The following is a 15,095-nucleotide window of genomic DNA, read 5'->3' as shown; positions in this document are numbered from 1 at the left end:
GCCGGGCGCGTCGTGCCGCGGCGCCGGGGCAACACCACCATCTCGCCCCAGGGCACGCCGAACCGGCGCAACACCGAGCTGGCCCTGCTGGTCTTCGCGGTCCTGCTGCCGATCCTGGCGTACGCCAACGTGGGGCTGGCGATGGACTCCCGGCTGCCCGCCGGCATGCTCGGCTACGGCCTCGGCATGGGCTCGCTGGCGCTGGTCGCGCACCTGCTGGTACGCCGCTTCGCGCCGTACGCGGACCCGCTGATGCTGCCGATCGCCACGCTGCTGAACGGGCTGGGCGTGGTGATGATCTGGCGGCTGGACAAGGCCGGCCGCCTGCTCAGCGGCAACTTCCCGGCGGCCCGCAACCAGCTGATGTGGTCGGCCCTCGGGATCACGCTGTTCATCGGCGTCATGGTCTTCCTGAAGGACCACCGGGTGCTCCAGCGCTACACCTACATCTCGATGGTGGCGGCGCTGGTGCTGCTCGCCGCGCCGGCCTTCTTCCCGGCCCGGGCCGAGGACTTCGGCGCGAAGATCTGGATCCGGATGGGCAGCTTCTCCATCCAGCCCGGCGAGTTCGCCAAGATCGTCCTGACCGTGTTCTTCGCCGGCTACCTGATGGTCAAGCGGGACGCCCTGGCGCTGGCCAGCCGCCGCTTCATGGGCCTGTACCTGCCGCGCGGCCGCGACCTCGGCCCGATCATCGTGATCTGGCTGCTCAGCCTGCTGATCCTGGTCTTCGAGAACGACCTCGGCACGTCCTTCCTGTTCTTCGGCCTCTTCGTGGTGATGCTCTACGTCGCCACCGAGCGGACCAGCTGGATCCTGTTCGGCCTGCTGATGTCGGTCGGCGGCGCGGCCGCGGTCGCCACGACCACCAGCCACGTCAAGGTCCGCATCGACGCCTGGCTCGACCCGATGGCCGCCTTCTCCCCGCACCCGCCCAAGGGCGCGACCGAGCAGATCGGCCAGTCGCTGATGGCGCTCGGCTCCGGCGGGGTGACCGGCTCCGGCCTCGGCCAGGGCCGCTCCTGGCTGATCAACTTCGCCGCCAAGAGCGACTTCATCCTGGGTTCCTTCGGCGAGGAGCTCGGGCTCACCGGCCTGATGGCGATCTTCCTGCTGTACGCCCTGCTGGTGCAGCGCGGCCTGCGCACCGCCCTCGCCGCCCGCGACCCCTTCGGCAAGCTGTTCGCCGTCGGGCTGTCCTCGGCGATGGCGCTGCAGGTGTTCGTCGTCGCCGGCGGGGTCACCGGACTGATCCCGCTGACCGGTATGACCATGCCGTTCCTGGCTCAGGGCGGGTCGTCCGTCGTTGCCAACTGGGCGCTGGTCGCGATCCTGCTGAAGATCAGCGACAGCGCCCGCCGTCCCGGGGTCGTACCGGCCCCGGCCACCGAGGGCCAGGGAGGATCCGCCCGATGAACAAGCCGATCCGACGGATCTCGATCTTCTGCCTGGTGCTGATCCTGGCCCTGATGGTGCGCGCCAACTGGGTGCAGGGCGTCCAGGCCGACGCCCTGGCCACCAACAAGAACAACAAGCGCCAGCTGTACGACCGCTACGCCCACCCGCGCGGCAACATCATCGCGGGCGGCCAGCCGGTCACCTCGTCCGACTTCGTCAACGGCGTGCGCTTCAAGTACAAGACCTCCTGGGTCGACGGCCCGATGTGGGCCCCGGTCACCGGGTTCTCCACGCTGGGCCAGAGCAGCGGCCTGGAGGCGCTGGAGGACGGCGTCCTCTCCGGCAGCGACGACCGGCTGTTCTTCCGCAACACCCTGGACATGCTCACCGGGGAGCCCAAGAAGGGCGGCGACGTCGTCACGACGATCAACCCCAAGGTGCAGAAGGCCGCGTGGGACGCCATGAACGGCAAGAAGGGCGCGGTGGTCGCGCTCGACCCGAAGACCGGCGCCATCCTCGCCCTGGTCTCCGCGCCGTCCTACGACCCGGGCACCATCTCCGGCTACGACAACGACGCCACCAAGGCGTGGAACGACCTCAACGCCGACCCGAACAAGCCGCTGGACAACCGGGCGCTGAAGTACACCTATCCGCCCGGCTCGACGTTCAAGCTGGTCACCGCGACCGCCGCGTTCGAGAACGGGATGTTCCAGAGCATCGACGACGCCACCTCGACCCCGGACCCGTACACCCTGCCCGGCACCCAGACCACGCTGAAGAACGAGAGCCCGAACGAGCGCTGCGAGAACGCCACCGTCAAGGCCGGGATGGACCAGTCCTGCAACACGGTCTTCGCCAAGATCGGCGCGGACCTGGGCAAGGACAAGATGCGGGCGCAGGCCGAGAAGTTCGGCTTCAACAGCACCATCGACACACCGGTCCGGGCCGAGAAGAGCGTCTTCCCGAACAGCGCCAGCCTGGACGGCACCGCTCAGGACTCGATCGGCCAGCACGACACCCGCGCCACCCCGCTGCAGGTCGCCATGGTCTCCGCGGCGATCGCCAACAACGGCAGCCTGATGCAGCCCTACCTGGTCGACCAGGAGCGCTCGGCCTCGCTGACCACCCTCTCCAAGCACACCGAGAAGCAGTTCTCCCAGGCGATGAGCCCGGCCACCGCGCAGAAGATGCAGGACCTGATGGTCTCGGTGGTCCAGGACGGCACCGGCAAGAACGCCCAGATCCCGGGCGTCCAGGTCGGCGGCAAGACCGGCACCGCGCAGCACGGCGAGAACAACTCCGGACTGCCGTACGCCTGGTTCACCTCTTGGGCCAAGACCCCGGACGGCCAGTCGGTCGCGGTCGCGGTGGTGGTCGAGGACGGCTCCGACAACCGCGACGGCATCAGCGGCGGCCGGCTCGCCGCGCCGATCGCCAAGGCGGTGATGCAGGCCGCACTCGGCAAGTAGGGGCCTTAGTGAGGTGAATGTCACGATCGGTACCCCCGTCCCGATACCGGTCTGATATCGGCCGACGGCTGACTCCGGTCCGGTGCGGTGCGACCGGTAGCGTATCCGCCAGCAGCGGGTGTGCCCGTTGCCGCCCGCGAGGCGGCGCACGGCCCGGCCGGAGAACCGGTCGCGGCGCGCGCGGCGTCACCCAGAGCGTGCGGGGACACCTACGTCACAACCTCACCGGCGGGTGAGGGAGAGGGTCGGAACTATGGAAGAGCCTCGTCGCCTCGGCGGCAGGTACGAGCTCGGCGGCGTCCTCGGACGCGGCGGCATGGCCGAGGTGTACCTCGGCCATGACACCCGGCTCGGCCGTTCCGTCGCAGTGAAGACGCTCCGGGCCGACATGGCCCGGGATCCGTCGTTCCAGGCCCGCTTCCGCCGCGAGGCACAGTCCGCGGCGTCGCTGAACCACCCCGCGATCGTCGCCGTGTACGACACCGGCGAGGACTACATCGACGGGATCTCCATCCCGTACATCGTGATGGAGTACGTCGAGGGCTCGACGCTGCGCGAGCTGCTGCACTCCGGCCGCCGACTGCTGCCCGAGCGCGCGCTGGAGATGACCATCGGCATCCTCCAGGCCCTGGAGTACTCGCACCGGGCCGGCATCGTGCACCGCGACATCAAGCCGGCCAACGTGATGCTGACCCGGCAGGGCAACGTCAAGGTGATGGACTTCGGCATCGCCCGCGCGATGGGCGACGCCGGCATGACCATGACCCAGACCTCGGCCGTGATCGGCACCGCCCAGTACCTCTCCCCCGAGCAGGCCAAGGGCGAGCAGGTCGACGCCCGCTCCGACCTCTACTCCACCGGCTGCCTGCTCTACGAGCTGCTGACCGTCCGCCCGCCGTTCGTCGGCGACTCCCCGGTCGCGGTGGCCTACCAGCACGTCCGGGAGGAGCCGCAGCCGCCGTCGGTCTTCGACCCCGAGGTGCGCCCCGAGGTCGACGCGATCGTGCTGAAGGCGCTCGCCAAGGAACGCGACTACCGCTACCAGAGCGCCGACGAGATGCGCGACGACATCGAGCGCTTCCTCGACGGCCTCCCGGTCGCCGCCGCCCAGCAGGCCGCCGCCTACGGGATGGGCGCGGCCGGGTACGGCTACGACCAGAACGGCTACCCGCAGCAGCACGACCCGTACGGCCAGACCAACGTGCTGCCGCAGCAGCCCGGCGGCCCGACCACCCTGCTGCCGCAGGCCGGTGCCCAGCCCGGCGGCTACGACGACGGCTACGGCCAGACCTACGCCGGCGCCCAGGGCGGCGGCCACGACGGCTACGACGACGGCTACGGCCAGGGCGGCGGCCGGCGCGGCGAGGACCGGCCGAAGAAGGGCAACACCTCCTGGATCGTGCTGGCGGTGGCCGCCGTGCTGGTCCTGGTCGGCACCTTCTTCGTGGCCCAGGCGATGTTCAGCGACAAGGGCAGCACGGGCGGCGCCAAGGTGACGGCGCCGAACCTGGTCGGCAGGAGCCTGGCGGACGCGAAGACCGCGGCGACCGCGGCCGGCCCCAAGCTCGTGGTCACCGAGGGCGACAAGATCGCCTGCCCGGACGCCAACGTCAAGAAGGACCAGGTCTGCACCCAGACCCCGGCGGGCGGCACCCAGGTCGCCGAGGACGCCCGCATCACCGTGCAGCTCTCCTCCGGTCCGGCCAAGCTGCAGATGCCGGCGCTGACCGGCAAGACCAAGGACCAGGCGATGCAGCTGCTGACGTCCCTGGGCTTCAGCAACATCGCCGCCGCCGACTACAAGGACGACGACACCGCCCCGCAGGACACCGTCCTCGCCCAGGACCCGGCGGCCGGCGCGACCGCCGACCCGAGCGCCCCGGTCAAGCTGACGGTCTCGCAGGGCAAGACCAAGCAGACCGTCCCCAGCGTGGTGGGCATGCAGAAGGACGACGCGCAGAACCAGCTGCAGCAGCTGGGCTTCCAGGTCGACACCTCGAAGACCACCCCGACCAACGACCCCACCAAGGTCAACACCGTCGCCTCGCAGTCGGTCGCGCCCAACACCAAGGTCCCGACCAGTACGAAGATCTCCCTGACGATCTACAAGGCGCCGGACAAGTCCGTCGTCCCGCCGCTGCAGAACTCCAAGCTGTCGGACGCCATCGCCGCGCTGTCCAAGGCCGGCCTGGGCTACACCGTGGTCAGCGGCCCGCAGGACCAGAACGCGACCGTCGTGCAGAGCATCCCGGGCGCCGGCACCCCGCTGGACCCGAACACCCAGGTGCAGCTGGTCACCCGTCCGGCCGATCCGGCCAAAGGGGGCGACACCACCACCACGCCCCCCGGCAAAGGGAACCCCTAAGCCCTTCTTCCCCTGGTTCTGAGGGCCGGTCATCCCGAGCAGTGAACGCCCGAGGGCCCGTCGCGACCACCGCGACGGGCCCTCGGGCGTCCTGCCGACCGAACCTGAGCCGGCCTCAGTGCCGCAGCTCCGGCGGCGGGGTGCGCTTGGCGTCCATGTCGTCCACCCGCACCAGGCTCCCCCAGACGGCCATCCGGTACCGCGAGGTGTACACCGGCGTGCAGGTGGTCAGGGTGATGTACCGGCCGGGGCCGGTGTACCCGGAGCTCGCCGGGACGGGCGCGACGATGCCGGTGTCGTACTTGGAGGTCTCCGGCAGGGTGTTGTCGACCTTGTAGACGTACCACTTGTCCCGGGTCTCGACCACGATCGCGTCGCCGCGGTGGACGGCGTCCAGGTCGTGGAACCTGGCGCCGTGGCCGTCCCGGTGGGCGGCCAGCGCGAAGTTGCCCGCCTGGTCCCAGGGCATCGCGGCCTTGTAGGGCGCCTCGTACACGCCCGCCACGCCCTCGTCCAGGACGGCGGTGGAGGTGCCCATCCGGATCAGCACCTGGTAGTTCCGGCCCATCGCCGGGACGTGCAGGAAGCCCACGTCGTTCCCGATCGCGGGCGGCGCCACGGCCGCCCCGCCGGGTGCGGGGGCGGCGCCGGGCCCGACCGGGGGTCCGGGGGTCGGGCCGGCCGCCCAGGAGCTGCGCAGCTTGTCCGCGGCGGCCGATGCGGAGCGGTCCGCCTGCACGTTGGTCCACCACAGCGACCAGGCCACGAACAGGCCGAGCACCAGGCCCAGGGTGATCAGCAGCTCGCCGAAAACGCCCAGCGCGGCCAGCGCCCGGCTCCGCCCGCCGCGGTCCTTCCCGGCGGCCCGCCGTTCGGGCGGGGGGAAGGCCTCCTCGGCCGGCTCGGCCGACCGCGCGGTCCCGTCGTCCTGCATCTGCGGTGCTCCCCCTCCGAAACCGGGCCCCGGGCGGCTATCCGCCCGTGATCGCGGCCGGCTTGCCCTGGCTCCGCGGCCGCTCCTCGATCATCTTGCCAAAGAGGATGAGCCGGTACTTGGAGGTGAACTCCGGGGTGCAGGTCGTCAGCGTGATGTACCGGCCGGGGCCGGTGTACCCGGAGCCGTTCGGCACCGGCTTGATCACGCTCACGTTGCTGGGGGGAGTCTGCGGGATGCCGCCGGTGATCTCGTAGGTGTAGTACCCGAAGGAGGTCTCCACCACGACCTTGTCGCCCTTGCCCAGCTGGTTGATGTACCGGAACGGCTCGCCGTGGGTGTTGCGGTGCGCGGCCAGCGCGAAGTTGCCCGCCTGGTCGCCCGGCATCGCGGTGCCGGTGTAGTGGCCGACCAGGCCCTTGTCGAGCACCGCCGACTTGGAGGTGCCCTCGGCGATCGGGAACTTCAGGCCCAGCTTGGGCAGGTAGATGATGGCGAAGCCCTTGCCGGGCTCGAACACCTCGGGCTTGTTGGGGTCCGGGGCCCCCGGCCCCGCGCCGGGCGGCTGGGCGCCCCACTGCTGCTCCAGCTGGTCCCGGGCCCCGCTGGCGGCCTCGTCGGCCTGCACGTTGGTCCACCAGAGCTGGTAGGCGACGAACAGCAGCATCACCACGCCGAGGGTGATGCACATCTCGCCGACGAACCGGGCGGCCACCACGACCGCGGACTCCTTGGGGCGCGGCCCCTGGGCTCCCCGGCCCTTCGCCCGGCGCCGTCCGCCGCCCGAGCGGACCGAGGTCCGGCCCTGGGCGGCCCGGCGGCGCTCGGCCCGGCCGCCGGTGGGCGGGGCGGACTCGGCGGGCGGCTCGGCGCCGTCGGCGGGCAGGCGCAGCTGGAGGGTCTGGTCGGGCAGCCACGGGTATTCGGGCCCGCCCGCGACGGGCTGCTCGGCCTGCTCGTACACGCCCCAGCCGTCCTCGGGCGCGCCCTGGACCGGGTGCTCCTGCGGATACCGGCCGCCCTGGCCCCCGACGCCGTACTGCGGGGAGTCGTACGGCGGGAAGTCGTCCGGCCGGGCGCCGCCGTACTGCTGCGGCGCCCCGTACGGGCCGGCCTCCGGCTGGTAACGCCCCTCCGGACGCACCGCGGTCACGCCGCTCAGCCCCGGCCGATCACCGGGGCGAGCCCGGCCGACCGGTCCACGGCCTGCGGGAAGCCGCACTCCGCCAGCCAGTTGGCGAGCATCCGGTGCCCGCCCTCGGTCAGCACCGACTCGGGGTGGAACTGCACGCCCTCGACGGGCAGTTCACGGTGCCGCAGGCCCATGATCACGCCGCTGCCGGTCCGGGCGGTGACCACCAGCTGGTCCGGCACGGTGGCCGGGTCGACGGCCAGCGAGTGGTAGCGGGTCGCGGTCAGCGGCGAGGGCAGGCCCTCGAACACCCCACCGTCCTCGTGCTCGACCAGCGAGGTCTTGCCGTGCAGCAGCTCCGGCGCCCGGCCGACCACCGCGCCGTAGGCGACCGCGATCGACTGCAGGCCCAGGCAGACGCCGAACACCGGCAGCCCGATCCCCGCGCAGTGGTGCACCATCGCGATGCAGACCCCGGCCTCCTCGGGCGACCCGGGCCCGGGGGAGAGCAGCACCCCGTCGAAGCCCTCCTCCCCCGCCCGGCGGACGGCGTGCTCGACGGTCACCTCGTCATTGCGCACCACCTCGCAGGTGGCGCCGAGCTGGTACAGGTACTGGACCAGGTTGAAGACGAAGCTGTCGTAGTTGTCCACGACCAGGATGCGGGGCGGGGTCGACTGGGTGGTCATGCGCGCGTGGTCTCCGTGGGATGCGGTGCTGGGGTGAAGTTCCGGGCCCGCCGGGTCAGCCGGCCGCGGCTCCGTCGCCGCCGTCCACTGTGACGTCACCGAAGGGGAGCAGCGGTTCCGCCCACGGGAAGACGTAGGTGAAGAGGAGGTAGACGATCCCCAGGATCAGGAGCAGCGAGATGAGGGCACGGACCAGGGTGTTCCCCGGGAGGTGACGCCAGATCCAGCCGTACATGGTGCTCCCTCGAGGTAGCGGACTGGGGTCAAGAGTAGACCCGGGATCAACGCCCGCGAGGCCGGTCCGTCACTGGTGCTACTGCTGTCCGCCCGCCGAACGGAGTTCGGTGGTGCCGGAGTAGCCGGGCAGCGTCAGATCGCCGCTCTCCTGGACCTTCCAGCCCAGGCCGTACGCCTGGACGTACTGCAGGTAGCTGCGGATCGCCGGGTCCGCCTCGACGGCCGAGCGCAGGGCGTCCGTCTTCCCCACCGCCCTGATCACGTACGGCGGGGAGTAGACCCGGCCCTGGAGCAGCAGGGTGTTGCCCACGCAGCGGACGGCGCTGGTGGAGATCAGCCGCTGGTCCATCACCTGCACGCCCGCGGCGCCGCCCCGCCACAGCGCGTTGACCACCGCCTGGATGTCCTGCTGGTGGATGACCAGGTCGTTGACGCCCGGTTCGGGGACCCCGGGGATGCGCGCGGTGGCGTTCGGCGGGGCGTCGTTGAGGGTGACGGTCAGCCCGCCGCCCTGCACCGGTTCCAGGGCCGCGCCGAGCCGCAGGCCGCTCAGCCGCGCCGTGTCGGCGGGGTCGTTGCCCTGCTGCTCGGTGAGCTCCTGGGCCCGGGACTGGAGGTCGGCCAGCTGGGCCTGCGCCTGCTGGTTCTGCGAGCTGCGCTGGCGGATCACGTCGCCGAGGCTCAGCAGCGAGTTGTCGGTCCGCAGGTCGGTGCCGCGGGCGGTCTGGGCGCTGATGTAGAAGAGCAGACCGGCGAGCGCGAACACGGCGCAGGTCAGGGCACGTCCGACAATTCGGATGCCGGAACGGCGGGTGACGGCCTTCCCGGGGGGAATCGACAAATTAGTCACCGTACCCTTATCTCCTTGAGACCCGCCGAGCCACTACGCTAACGGACGCCGGTGGCAGGTGGGGGAGCGGTCCCAGAGCGCTCCCCGCGACCGACCGTCGGCGTCTCACCCGCTGCACCTCTGCGCGGTCTCACAGCGCATCGACAGGAGAGCTCCTCGTGCCGAAGTCTCGACTCCGCAAGAAGTCCGACTACACCCCGCCGACCACGGCCGCGGTGAAGATCAGCTCGGGCCGCGGTTGGGTCGCGCCGCTGATGCTGGCACTGTTCCTGATCGGCCTGGTGTGGATCGTCACCTACTACGTGACCAGCGGCAGCTACCCGGTCGAGAGCTGGCGGAACTGGAACATCCTGGTCGGCTTCGGCTTCATCGCGGCCGGGTTCGGCGTCTCCACCCAGTGGAAGTGACGCCCCGAGCGTCCTGAGGCTCGGATTCGGGCCTCTCCGCCGCTTCGGATCCGCAGGACCCGGAGCGGCGGTTCGGCGTGCCCGGAGCCGGGTCCCGGGTGTGACCGCGGTTGGCCGATGCGCTATCCGACTGTCACACCATCAGACGGTCAGGCTTATCCACATGGTTATCCACACTGGGGAAAACTCCCCACAGCCTGTGGATAACCTTTCCGGCCAGCGCCGTCCACAGCTGTGCACAACTTCCCGGAAGCGCGGAATTCGCACAGGGGGACACGCGTAGAACAACAGTCCACAGCCGGGACGGCGCACAGCCCGCGCACGACACCGCACCCGCTGTGGACAAACGCCCGGGCATCACGCGCCGTACAGGGCCATCCCGGTGAACAGCATCGCCGCCTGCACCGCCACCGCTCCGGCCACCGTCAGCCCCTGGACCAGTGCGCGGCGCTCGCGCGGGGCGTACATCAGGCCGAGCGCGGTCAGGCCCCCGATCACCAGGCCCCCGATGTGCGCCCGCCAGTCGATGCCCGGGCGGGTGAACGTCACCACCAGGTTGAAGACCAGGAAGGCCAGCGCCGGGGCGAGCGGCCCCCGGTCCCGCAACTGCATCACGATCGTGGCGCCGATCAGGCCGAAGATCGCCCCGGAGGCCCCCACCGAATTCATCCGGTCGCCCGCCACCAGGAACGCGAAGGTGCTGCCGCCCAGGCCGGCGAGCAGGTAGAGGGCCAGGAAGCGCAGCCGGCCGAGCGCCTCCTCGAGCTGCGGGCCGAGCCAGAGCAGCACCAGCATGTTCAGCCCGATGTGCCACCACTGGAGGTGCAGGAAGGTCGCGGTCAGCAGCCGGTACCACTGGCCCGGGCCGTCCGCGACGCCGTACGGACCGCCGGGGTGCGCTCGCCCGAGACTGGCCAGCGACCAGACCTCGCCCAGCCGCGGGTTGAGGACGTAGGCGGCCAGCACCCAGACCACGACGTTCGTCCCGACCAGCACCCTGGTCACCAGCCCGCCGTCCACGGTCGGCGCCCCGCCGAACCGGGTGGTCGCCCGCCGCGCCCCGGCGTGCCCCGCGCCGACGCACTCGGGGCACTGGAAGCCCACCGCCGCGCCCACCATGCACTGCGGGCAGATCGGCCGATCGCAGCGGGTGCAGGAGATCCCGGTGGCCGTCCGGGGGTGCCGGTAGCAGCCGGGCAGCCCGCCCTCGGAGGAGTGGTCCGTGGACTCTCGCGGCTCGTCCGGGAGCATCAGCGGTTTCCCCTTCCGGTACCGACCTCCGAAGCCGCCAGCCTACTGCGGCAGCCCATCCCGACACCCCGGAAAGCAACCCTCCCGGCCCAGCCCGGTCACCTCGCGGGCCCCTCCCCCGGCCCAGCCCGAGGTGCCGCCGGACAAATCAGGATGCATGATCAGTATTCAGGTGGATATGCGTATAAAGGACGCCACCCAGGAGGAGAGACTCGTGAGCTTTTCGGACTCGGCCCGTGAGACCGCCACCCGGACCCGGGACACCGCCGCACAGTTCGCGGACGGCGCCAAGCAGCGCCTCGGGCCCGCCTTCGACGCCCTCGGGCCCAAGGCCGCCCAGGCCGCCCACACCCTCCGCGTCCAGTACGACAGGCACCTCGCCCCGCAGTTCGGCCAGGCCTTCGCCAGCCTGTCGCCCGAGGCCCAGCAGAACACCCTGAAGGCCCTCCACCGGGCTCAGGAGGCGGCCCTGGCGGCCCGCCTCTCCGCTGCCCGCGCGGCCGACCAGGCCCGCACCACGGTCCGCCCCAGGGTCGCCCAGGCCGTCGAGGCGGTCGCCCCGGTCGCGCACGAGGCCCAGGTCCGCGGCGCGGCCGCGCTGACCGCCCTCCACGGCCACGTCAGCGCGGCCGAGATCAGCGAGCTCGCCGCCCGGAACGCCAGGCGGCAGCAGCGGTGCGGCAGCTGGACGACCGGCCTCGCGGTGGCCGGCGTGCTGGCGATCGGCGGCGGCATCGTCGCCTGGCAGTGGTGGCGCCGGCACAGCAACCCGGAGTGGCTGGTCGAGCCGCCCACCGCCACCGCCCCGCCGAACGGCGTCAACCCCGAGGAGGGCACCGAGGACGACCGCCCGCGGCCCTAGGGCCTGAAAAACCGAACGGCGGCCGACCTGGAGAACAGGTCGGCCGCCGTTCTGGCGCTGTGGAGCATAGGAGACTCGAACTCCTGACATCTGCCTTGCAAAGGCAGCGCTCTACCAACTGAGCTAATGCCCCTCGACGGCACGGCGCGTGCCAACGGGCACTAGCGTACCGGGTTCCGGCGCGATTCCGAGAGCCGTCCCCCTGAAGGAACCGGCCGGTCCGTTCGAGTGAGCGGGCCGACCGGTTCGGGAGGCGCGGGTCAGCGCCTCCGAAGATCGTCGATCGTCAGATCGCCCGGGCTCAGCGACCGGCCGGAACCGGGTCGGTGGCCTCGGTCCACAGGTCCTGCTCGGCGCGGTCCGCCTGGACCTGACGGTAGACAAAGAAGCCGCCGAGGGCGACCAGGGCGACCAGGAGGAGCTTCTTCACCGCGGGACCTCGTCCTTCTTGCGTTGGTGGACTCAGGAGCCGGTGCTCCGGCCGGACCGGCCGGGCCGACGAGTCCAGATGTGTTTCGAGCGCGAACGGGCGGTCGGGTGCCGGACTGCCCTTGCGGCCGATGATACACACCGGTGTCCCAATCGTGACCAGCCACCGGTGCGGTCAACGCGGCGGTCCGGTCCGAGGATTGACGCCGCACCTCCTGTCGCACGGATCGTCCGCACGCGGTCGGCCGGGGAAGCCCTCGTCAGCGCCGGTCCGACGGGCATCCGGCCGCCGCCCGGCCGCGCGGAGCCCGGGTTCCCCCGGGAACGCCGAAGGGCCCGGAGTGGATCACTCCGGGCCCTTCGGGGCGGTGGGCCTAACAGGACTTGAACCTGTGGCCTCTTCCTTATCAGGGAAGCGCTCTAACCGTCTGAGCTATAGGCCCTCGCTGCACAGCAGAGCGTACCGGAAGCAGCCCGATCTGCGAAAACGACGCCGAAGGGCCCGGAGTGGATCACTCCGGGCCCTTCGCGGTGGTGGGCCTAACAGGACTTGAACCTGTGGCCTCTTCCTTATCAGGGAAGCGCTCTAACCGTCTGAGCTATAGGCCCTTGCCGCACTGAAAGATTAGCGGACCGACCGCCGATCTCCCAAATCCGTTCCGGCCGGGGTCGCGGCAGTGACCTCGGCGGCCGGGCGCACCAGCCACTCCTCGCGGGTCGGCGGCAGGCCGGCCGCTCCCTCCTCGGTGCTGCGGACGGCGAGGACCTGGTTGACGCCGATCCGGTTCTGCTCGAAGGCGAGCGCGGAGGCCGCCATGTACAGCCGCCAGACCCGGGCGCGGCCGAGACCGACCAGCCGGACCGCCTCCGTCCAGTGCGCCTCCAGGTTGGCCACCCACTCGCGCAGGGTCAGCCCGTAGTGCTCGCGCAGCGCCTCGACGTCCCGGACCTCGAAGCCCGCCTCCTCCAGCCGGGCCACGGTGGAACCGACCGGGGAGAGCTCGCCGTCCGGGAAGACGTAGCGGTCGATGAAGGGGCTGGTGCGGTGCGGTTCACCCGGGTAGTCGGGTCGGCGGGCGATCTGGTGGTTGAGCAGCCGGCCGCCGGGCGTCAGCAGCCGGTACAGGCCGTCGGCGTAGACCCGGTACTGCTCCGAGCCGACGTGCTCGGCCATGCCGATGCTGGAGATCGCGTCGAAGGGGCCGTCGACGATCTCCCGGTAGTCCTGGAGCCGGACCTCGACCCGGTCGGCCAGGCCGGCCTCCTCGACCCGGGCCCGGGCCAGCGCGACCTGCTCCTTGGAGATCGAGACGCCGACCGCGGTGACGCCGTAGTGCTCGGCCGCGTGCAGCAGCAGCGAGCCCCAGCCACAGCCGACGTCCAGCAGCCGCATCCCGGGCCGCAGGCCGAGCTTGCGGCAGATCAGGTCGAGCTTGGCCTCCTGGGCGGCCTCCAGGCTCTTCGCCTCGGGTGTCCAGTAGGCGCACGAGTAGACCATGGACGGGCCCAGCACGAGGCCGTAGAAGTCGTTCCCGACGTCGTAGTGGTGGCTGATGGCCGCGCGGTCCCGACCGCGGCTGTGCAGCCGCCCCTGGGCCTTGCGGACCTCCTCCGGGGGCGGGGTGGGCTCCGGGCCGATCGCCCCGGCCCGCAGGACGGCGGCGAGCACCCGGCGGCCCCTGGCGCCGAGGACGTCGCGCGGCCCGAGGGACATGGTGCGGATCTCCGGGAGCTCCGCGAAGCGGGCGACCGCGGAGAGCGTCTCGTACAGGTCGGTGCCGGGGGCGAGGTCGAGGTCCCCCGAGACGTAGGCCCGGGCCAGGCCCAGCTCGTCCGGCTGCCAGATCAGGCGGCGCAGCGCCCGGCGGTTGCGCAGGACCACCGTGGGCGCTCCGGGCGGCCCGGCGACGCTGCCGTCCCAGGCCTGCACCCGCAAGGGGACCGGGATTCCCAACAGCCCGTCCAGGGCCTCCATCAGTTGACCTGCGAGCTTCGCCACCACGCGCCTCCGTCCAGCCGTCCTGCGGAACGTCACCTGACCCGGTCGACCGACCGGGGCGGCCTGCGGCACTCCCAGGCGTGGGAACGGGCGGCGTCCAGCTAATCCCACCGCGGGCGGCCCGATTCCGGGCGGCACGCCGCGGGGTGCCGGCTGTCACCCGAAATGCCGACGGGCCCCGCGGGCTGGAACAGCCCGCGGGGCCCGTGCATTCCGTCCGTGGACGGCGAACTGAGCCGGGGTCAGGATACGGCCGGGATCAGTCCTCTTCGGCCAGGGTCAGCTCGACGCCGCCGGTGAAACCGGCCGCCGCGTTGTAGATGAAGGCGGAGAGCGTGGACAGCGCGGTCAGCAGGACGACGTCGACCACGGCGATCAGCGTGGTGAACATCATGACCTTGCCGAAGCCGATGTAGTCCATCAGGTTGAGCTGGCTGCTGGCGTTGTCCGCACCGCCGCCGGTGACGTCCTTGAGCGTCTTGGTCAGCGAGTCGAAGACGCCGAGCGAGTCCAGCGTCATCCACAGCACGGCCGCGGCCACGATGATGATGATGCCGACGGCCAGCGACAGCAGGAAGCTGACCTTCATCACCGACCACGGGTCGACCTTGGTCACCCGCAGCCGGGCCTTGCGGGTGCGGCCGAGGCCGCCCCCGACGGTCGCGGGCCCGCCGGCGGGGCGGCGCGCCGCTCCGGGGACGGGGGTGCCGCCGGGCGGGGTGGTGCCGCCGGTCCGGGTGCCCCGGGCCGGGGTCGGCTGCCCCTTGGTGTACGTGGTCGGCTGCGAGAAGCCGCCCTGACCGGCTCCGCCGGTCGGCGGCATCAGCGAGGTGGACGCGGCCGAGTGCTCGGTCGGCGGCTGTCCCGGCACACCGCCGTACGCCCCCCCGCCCTGCGCGCCCGGACGGCCGCCGGAGGGTCCTCCCGCAGCACCCGTGGCTCCACTCACCTGGTCCTCCCGCACTTCCCACCAGGGCGGCGCCGCCCTGATCCGTCACTCGTCATCCAGCGCCCGGCGGGATTGCCCGGTACTGGTCGGCGTCCGGTGCCGCCGCGTCCACTTCTCTGGACGC

General features: G+C 71.7%; 14 protein-coding genes and 3 tRNA genes. 5 read left to right on the top strand and 12 right to left on the bottom strand.

Going from position 1 to position 15,095, the window contains the following annotated elements; all coding sequences use genetic code 11:
* Positions 1-12: 12 nt before the first annotated feature.
* The 3 genes from ACWCYO_RS00700 to pknB all read left to right on the top strand — a co-directional run bounded on the left by ACWCYO_RS00700 (position 13) and on the right by pknB (position 5,232).
* A complete protein-coding gene (locus tag ACWCYO_RS00700) occupies positions 13-1,416 on the top strand; it encodes an FtsW/RodA/SpoVE family cell cycle protein (RefSeq protein ID WP_270151108.1) in 1,404 nt (467 codons plus the stop codon).
* A complete protein-coding gene (locus ACWCYO_RS00695) occupies positions 1,413-2,867 on the top strand; it encodes a peptidoglycan D,D-transpeptidase FtsI family protein (RefSeq protein WP_270145649.1) in 1,455 nt (484 codons plus the stop codon). Before ACWCYO_RS00700 ends, ACWCYO_RS00695 begins: the two co-directional genes overlap by 4 nt.
* A gap of 253 nt (positions 2,868-3,120) precedes the next feature.
* A complete protein-coding gene (gene pknB / locus ACWCYO_RS00690; RefSeq protein WP_270145651.1) occupies positions 3,121-5,232 on the top strand; it encodes a Stk1 family PASTA domain-containing Ser/Thr kinase in 2,112 nt (703 codons plus the stop codon).
* A 115-nt stretch (positions 5,233-5,347) separates the two neighbouring features.
* On the opposite strand, the gene ACWCYO_RS00685 is transcribed toward pknB, so the two are convergent.
* The 5 genes from ACWCYO_RS00685 to ACWCYO_RS00665 form a co-directional block, all read right to left on the bottom strand.
* Complete coding sequence (locus ACWCYO_RS00685) at positions 5,348-6,166, bottom strand: class E sortase (RefSeq protein WP_270145653.1); 819 nt, start codon at positions 6,164-6,166, stop codon at positions 5,348-5,350.
* 37 nt (positions 6,167-6,203) lie between these two features.
* The gene (locus tag ACWCYO_RS00680) at positions 6,204-7,319 is read right to left on the bottom strand and encodes a class E sortase (protein WP_270145654.1); all 1,116 of its coding nucleotides are present in this window, start codon (positions 7,317-7,319) and stop codon (positions 6,204-6,206) included.
* 5 nt (positions 7,320-7,324) lie between these two features.
* Entirely contained in the window at positions 7,325-7,987 is a 663-nt protein-coding gene (locus tag ACWCYO_RS00675) for an aminodeoxychorismate/anthranilate synthase component II (RefSeq protein WP_270145656.1), read from the bottom strand.
* Between the two features lie 55 nt (positions 7,988-8,042).
* Positions 8,043-8,222: a hypothetical protein gene (locus ACWCYO_RS00670; protein WP_270145657.1), complete on the bottom strand. Its 180-nt coding sequence runs from the start codon at positions 8,220-8,222 to the stop codon at positions 8,043-8,045.
* A gap of 78 nt (positions 8,223-8,300) precedes the next feature.
* Complete coding sequence (locus ACWCYO_RS00665; protein WP_405000678.1) at positions 8,301-9,065, bottom strand: DUF881 domain-containing protein; 765 nt, start codon at positions 9,063-9,065, stop codon at positions 8,301-8,303.
* 167 nt (positions 9,066-9,232) lie between these two features.
* Between ACWCYO_RS00665 and crgA the strand changes: the two genes are divergently transcribed.
* On the top strand, positions 9,233-9,481 hold the full coding sequence (gene crgA / locus ACWCYO_RS00660) for a cell division protein CrgA (RefSeq protein WP_270145659.1): 249 nt from the start codon (positions 9,233-9,235) through the stop codon (positions 9,479-9,481).
* Between the two features lie 357 nt (positions 9,482-9,838).
* Here crgA and ACWCYO_RS00655 read toward each other — a convergent pair whose 3' ends face one another.
* Positions 9,839-10,732 carry a rhomboid family intramembrane serine protease gene (locus ACWCYO_RS00655; RefSeq protein WP_270145660.1) on the bottom strand — a complete coding sequence of 298 codons (894 nt, stop codon included), beginning with the start codon at positions 10,730-10,732 and terminating at the stop codon, positions 9,839-9,841.
* 214 nt (positions 10,733-10,946) lie between these two features.
* On the opposite strand from ACWCYO_RS00655, the gene ACWCYO_RS00650 reads away from it, so the two are divergent.
* Positions 10,947-11,594, top strand: coding sequence for a DUF5324 family protein (locus ACWCYO_RS00650; RefSeq protein ID WP_449782914.1), 648 nt, complete (start codon positions 10,947-10,949; stop codon positions 11,592-11,594).
* Positions 11,595-11,654: 60 nt separating this feature from the next.
* Here the strand turns inward: ACWCYO_RS00650 and ACWCYO_RS00645 are convergent.
* The 6 genes from ACWCYO_RS00645 to ACWCYO_RS00620 all read right to left on the bottom strand — a co-directional run bounded on the left by ACWCYO_RS00645 (position 11,655) and on the right by ACWCYO_RS00620 (position 14,971).
* Positions 11,655-11,727: transfer RNA gene (locus ACWCYO_RS00645), tRNA-Ala, on the bottom strand.
* 168 nt (positions 11,728-11,895) lie between these two features.
* Entirely contained in the window at positions 11,896-12,024 is a 129-nt protein-coding gene (locus ACWCYO_RS00640) for a DLW-39 family protein (RefSeq protein WP_014137031.1), read from the bottom strand.
* Between the two features lie 368 nt (positions 12,025-12,392).
* Positions 12,393-12,466 (bottom strand) — tRNA-Ile (locus tag ACWCYO_RS00635).
* A gap of 89 nt (positions 12,467-12,555) precedes the next feature.
* Positions 12,556-12,632 (bottom strand) — tRNA-Ile (locus ACWCYO_RS00630).
* A gap of 16 nt (positions 12,633-12,648) precedes the next feature.
* A complete protein-coding gene (locus ACWCYO_RS00625) occupies positions 12,649-14,022 on the bottom strand; it encodes a class I SAM-dependent methyltransferase (RefSeq protein WP_449782913.1) in 1,374 nt (457 codons plus the stop codon).
* 259 nt (positions 14,023-14,281) lie between these two features.
* Positions 14,282-14,971: a DUF3566 domain-containing protein gene (locus ACWCYO_RS00620; RefSeq protein ID WP_270145669.1), complete on the bottom strand. Its 690-nt coding sequence runs from the start codon at positions 14,969-14,971 to the stop codon at positions 14,282-14,284.
* Between the last annotated feature and the right edge of the window lie 124 nt (positions 14,972-15,095).

The sequence above is a fragment of the Kitasatospora sp. NPDC001683 genome, assembly GCF_053596495.1.
This window is presented reverse-complemented; position numbering and strand designations above follow the sequence as displayed.

Coding starts and splice junctions, on each gene's coding strand:
- ACWCYO_RS00655 (WP_270145660.1), bottom strand. CDS start 10,732: ATGCTCCCGGACGAGCCGCGAGAGTCCACGGACCACTCCTCCGAGGGC.
- ACWCYO_RS00695 (WP_270145649.1), top strand. CDS start 1,413: ATGAACAAGCCGATCCGACGGATCTCGATCTTCTGCCTGGTGCTGATC.
- ACWCYO_RS00685 (WP_270145653.1), bottom strand. CDS start 6,166: ATGCAGGACGACGGGACCGCGCGGTCGGCCGAGCCGGCCGAGGAGGCC.
- ACWCYO_RS00670 (WP_270145657.1), bottom strand. CDS start 8,222: ATGTACGGCTGGATCTGGCGTCACCTCCCGGGGAACACCCTGGTCCGT.
- pknB (WP_270145651.1), top strand. CDS start 3,121: ATGGAAGAGCCTCGTCGCCTCGGCGGCAGGTACGAGCTCGGCGGCGTC.
- ACWCYO_RS00675 (WP_270145656.1), bottom strand. CDS start 7,987: ATGACCACCCAGTCGACCCCGCCCCGCATCCTGGTCGTGGACAACTAC.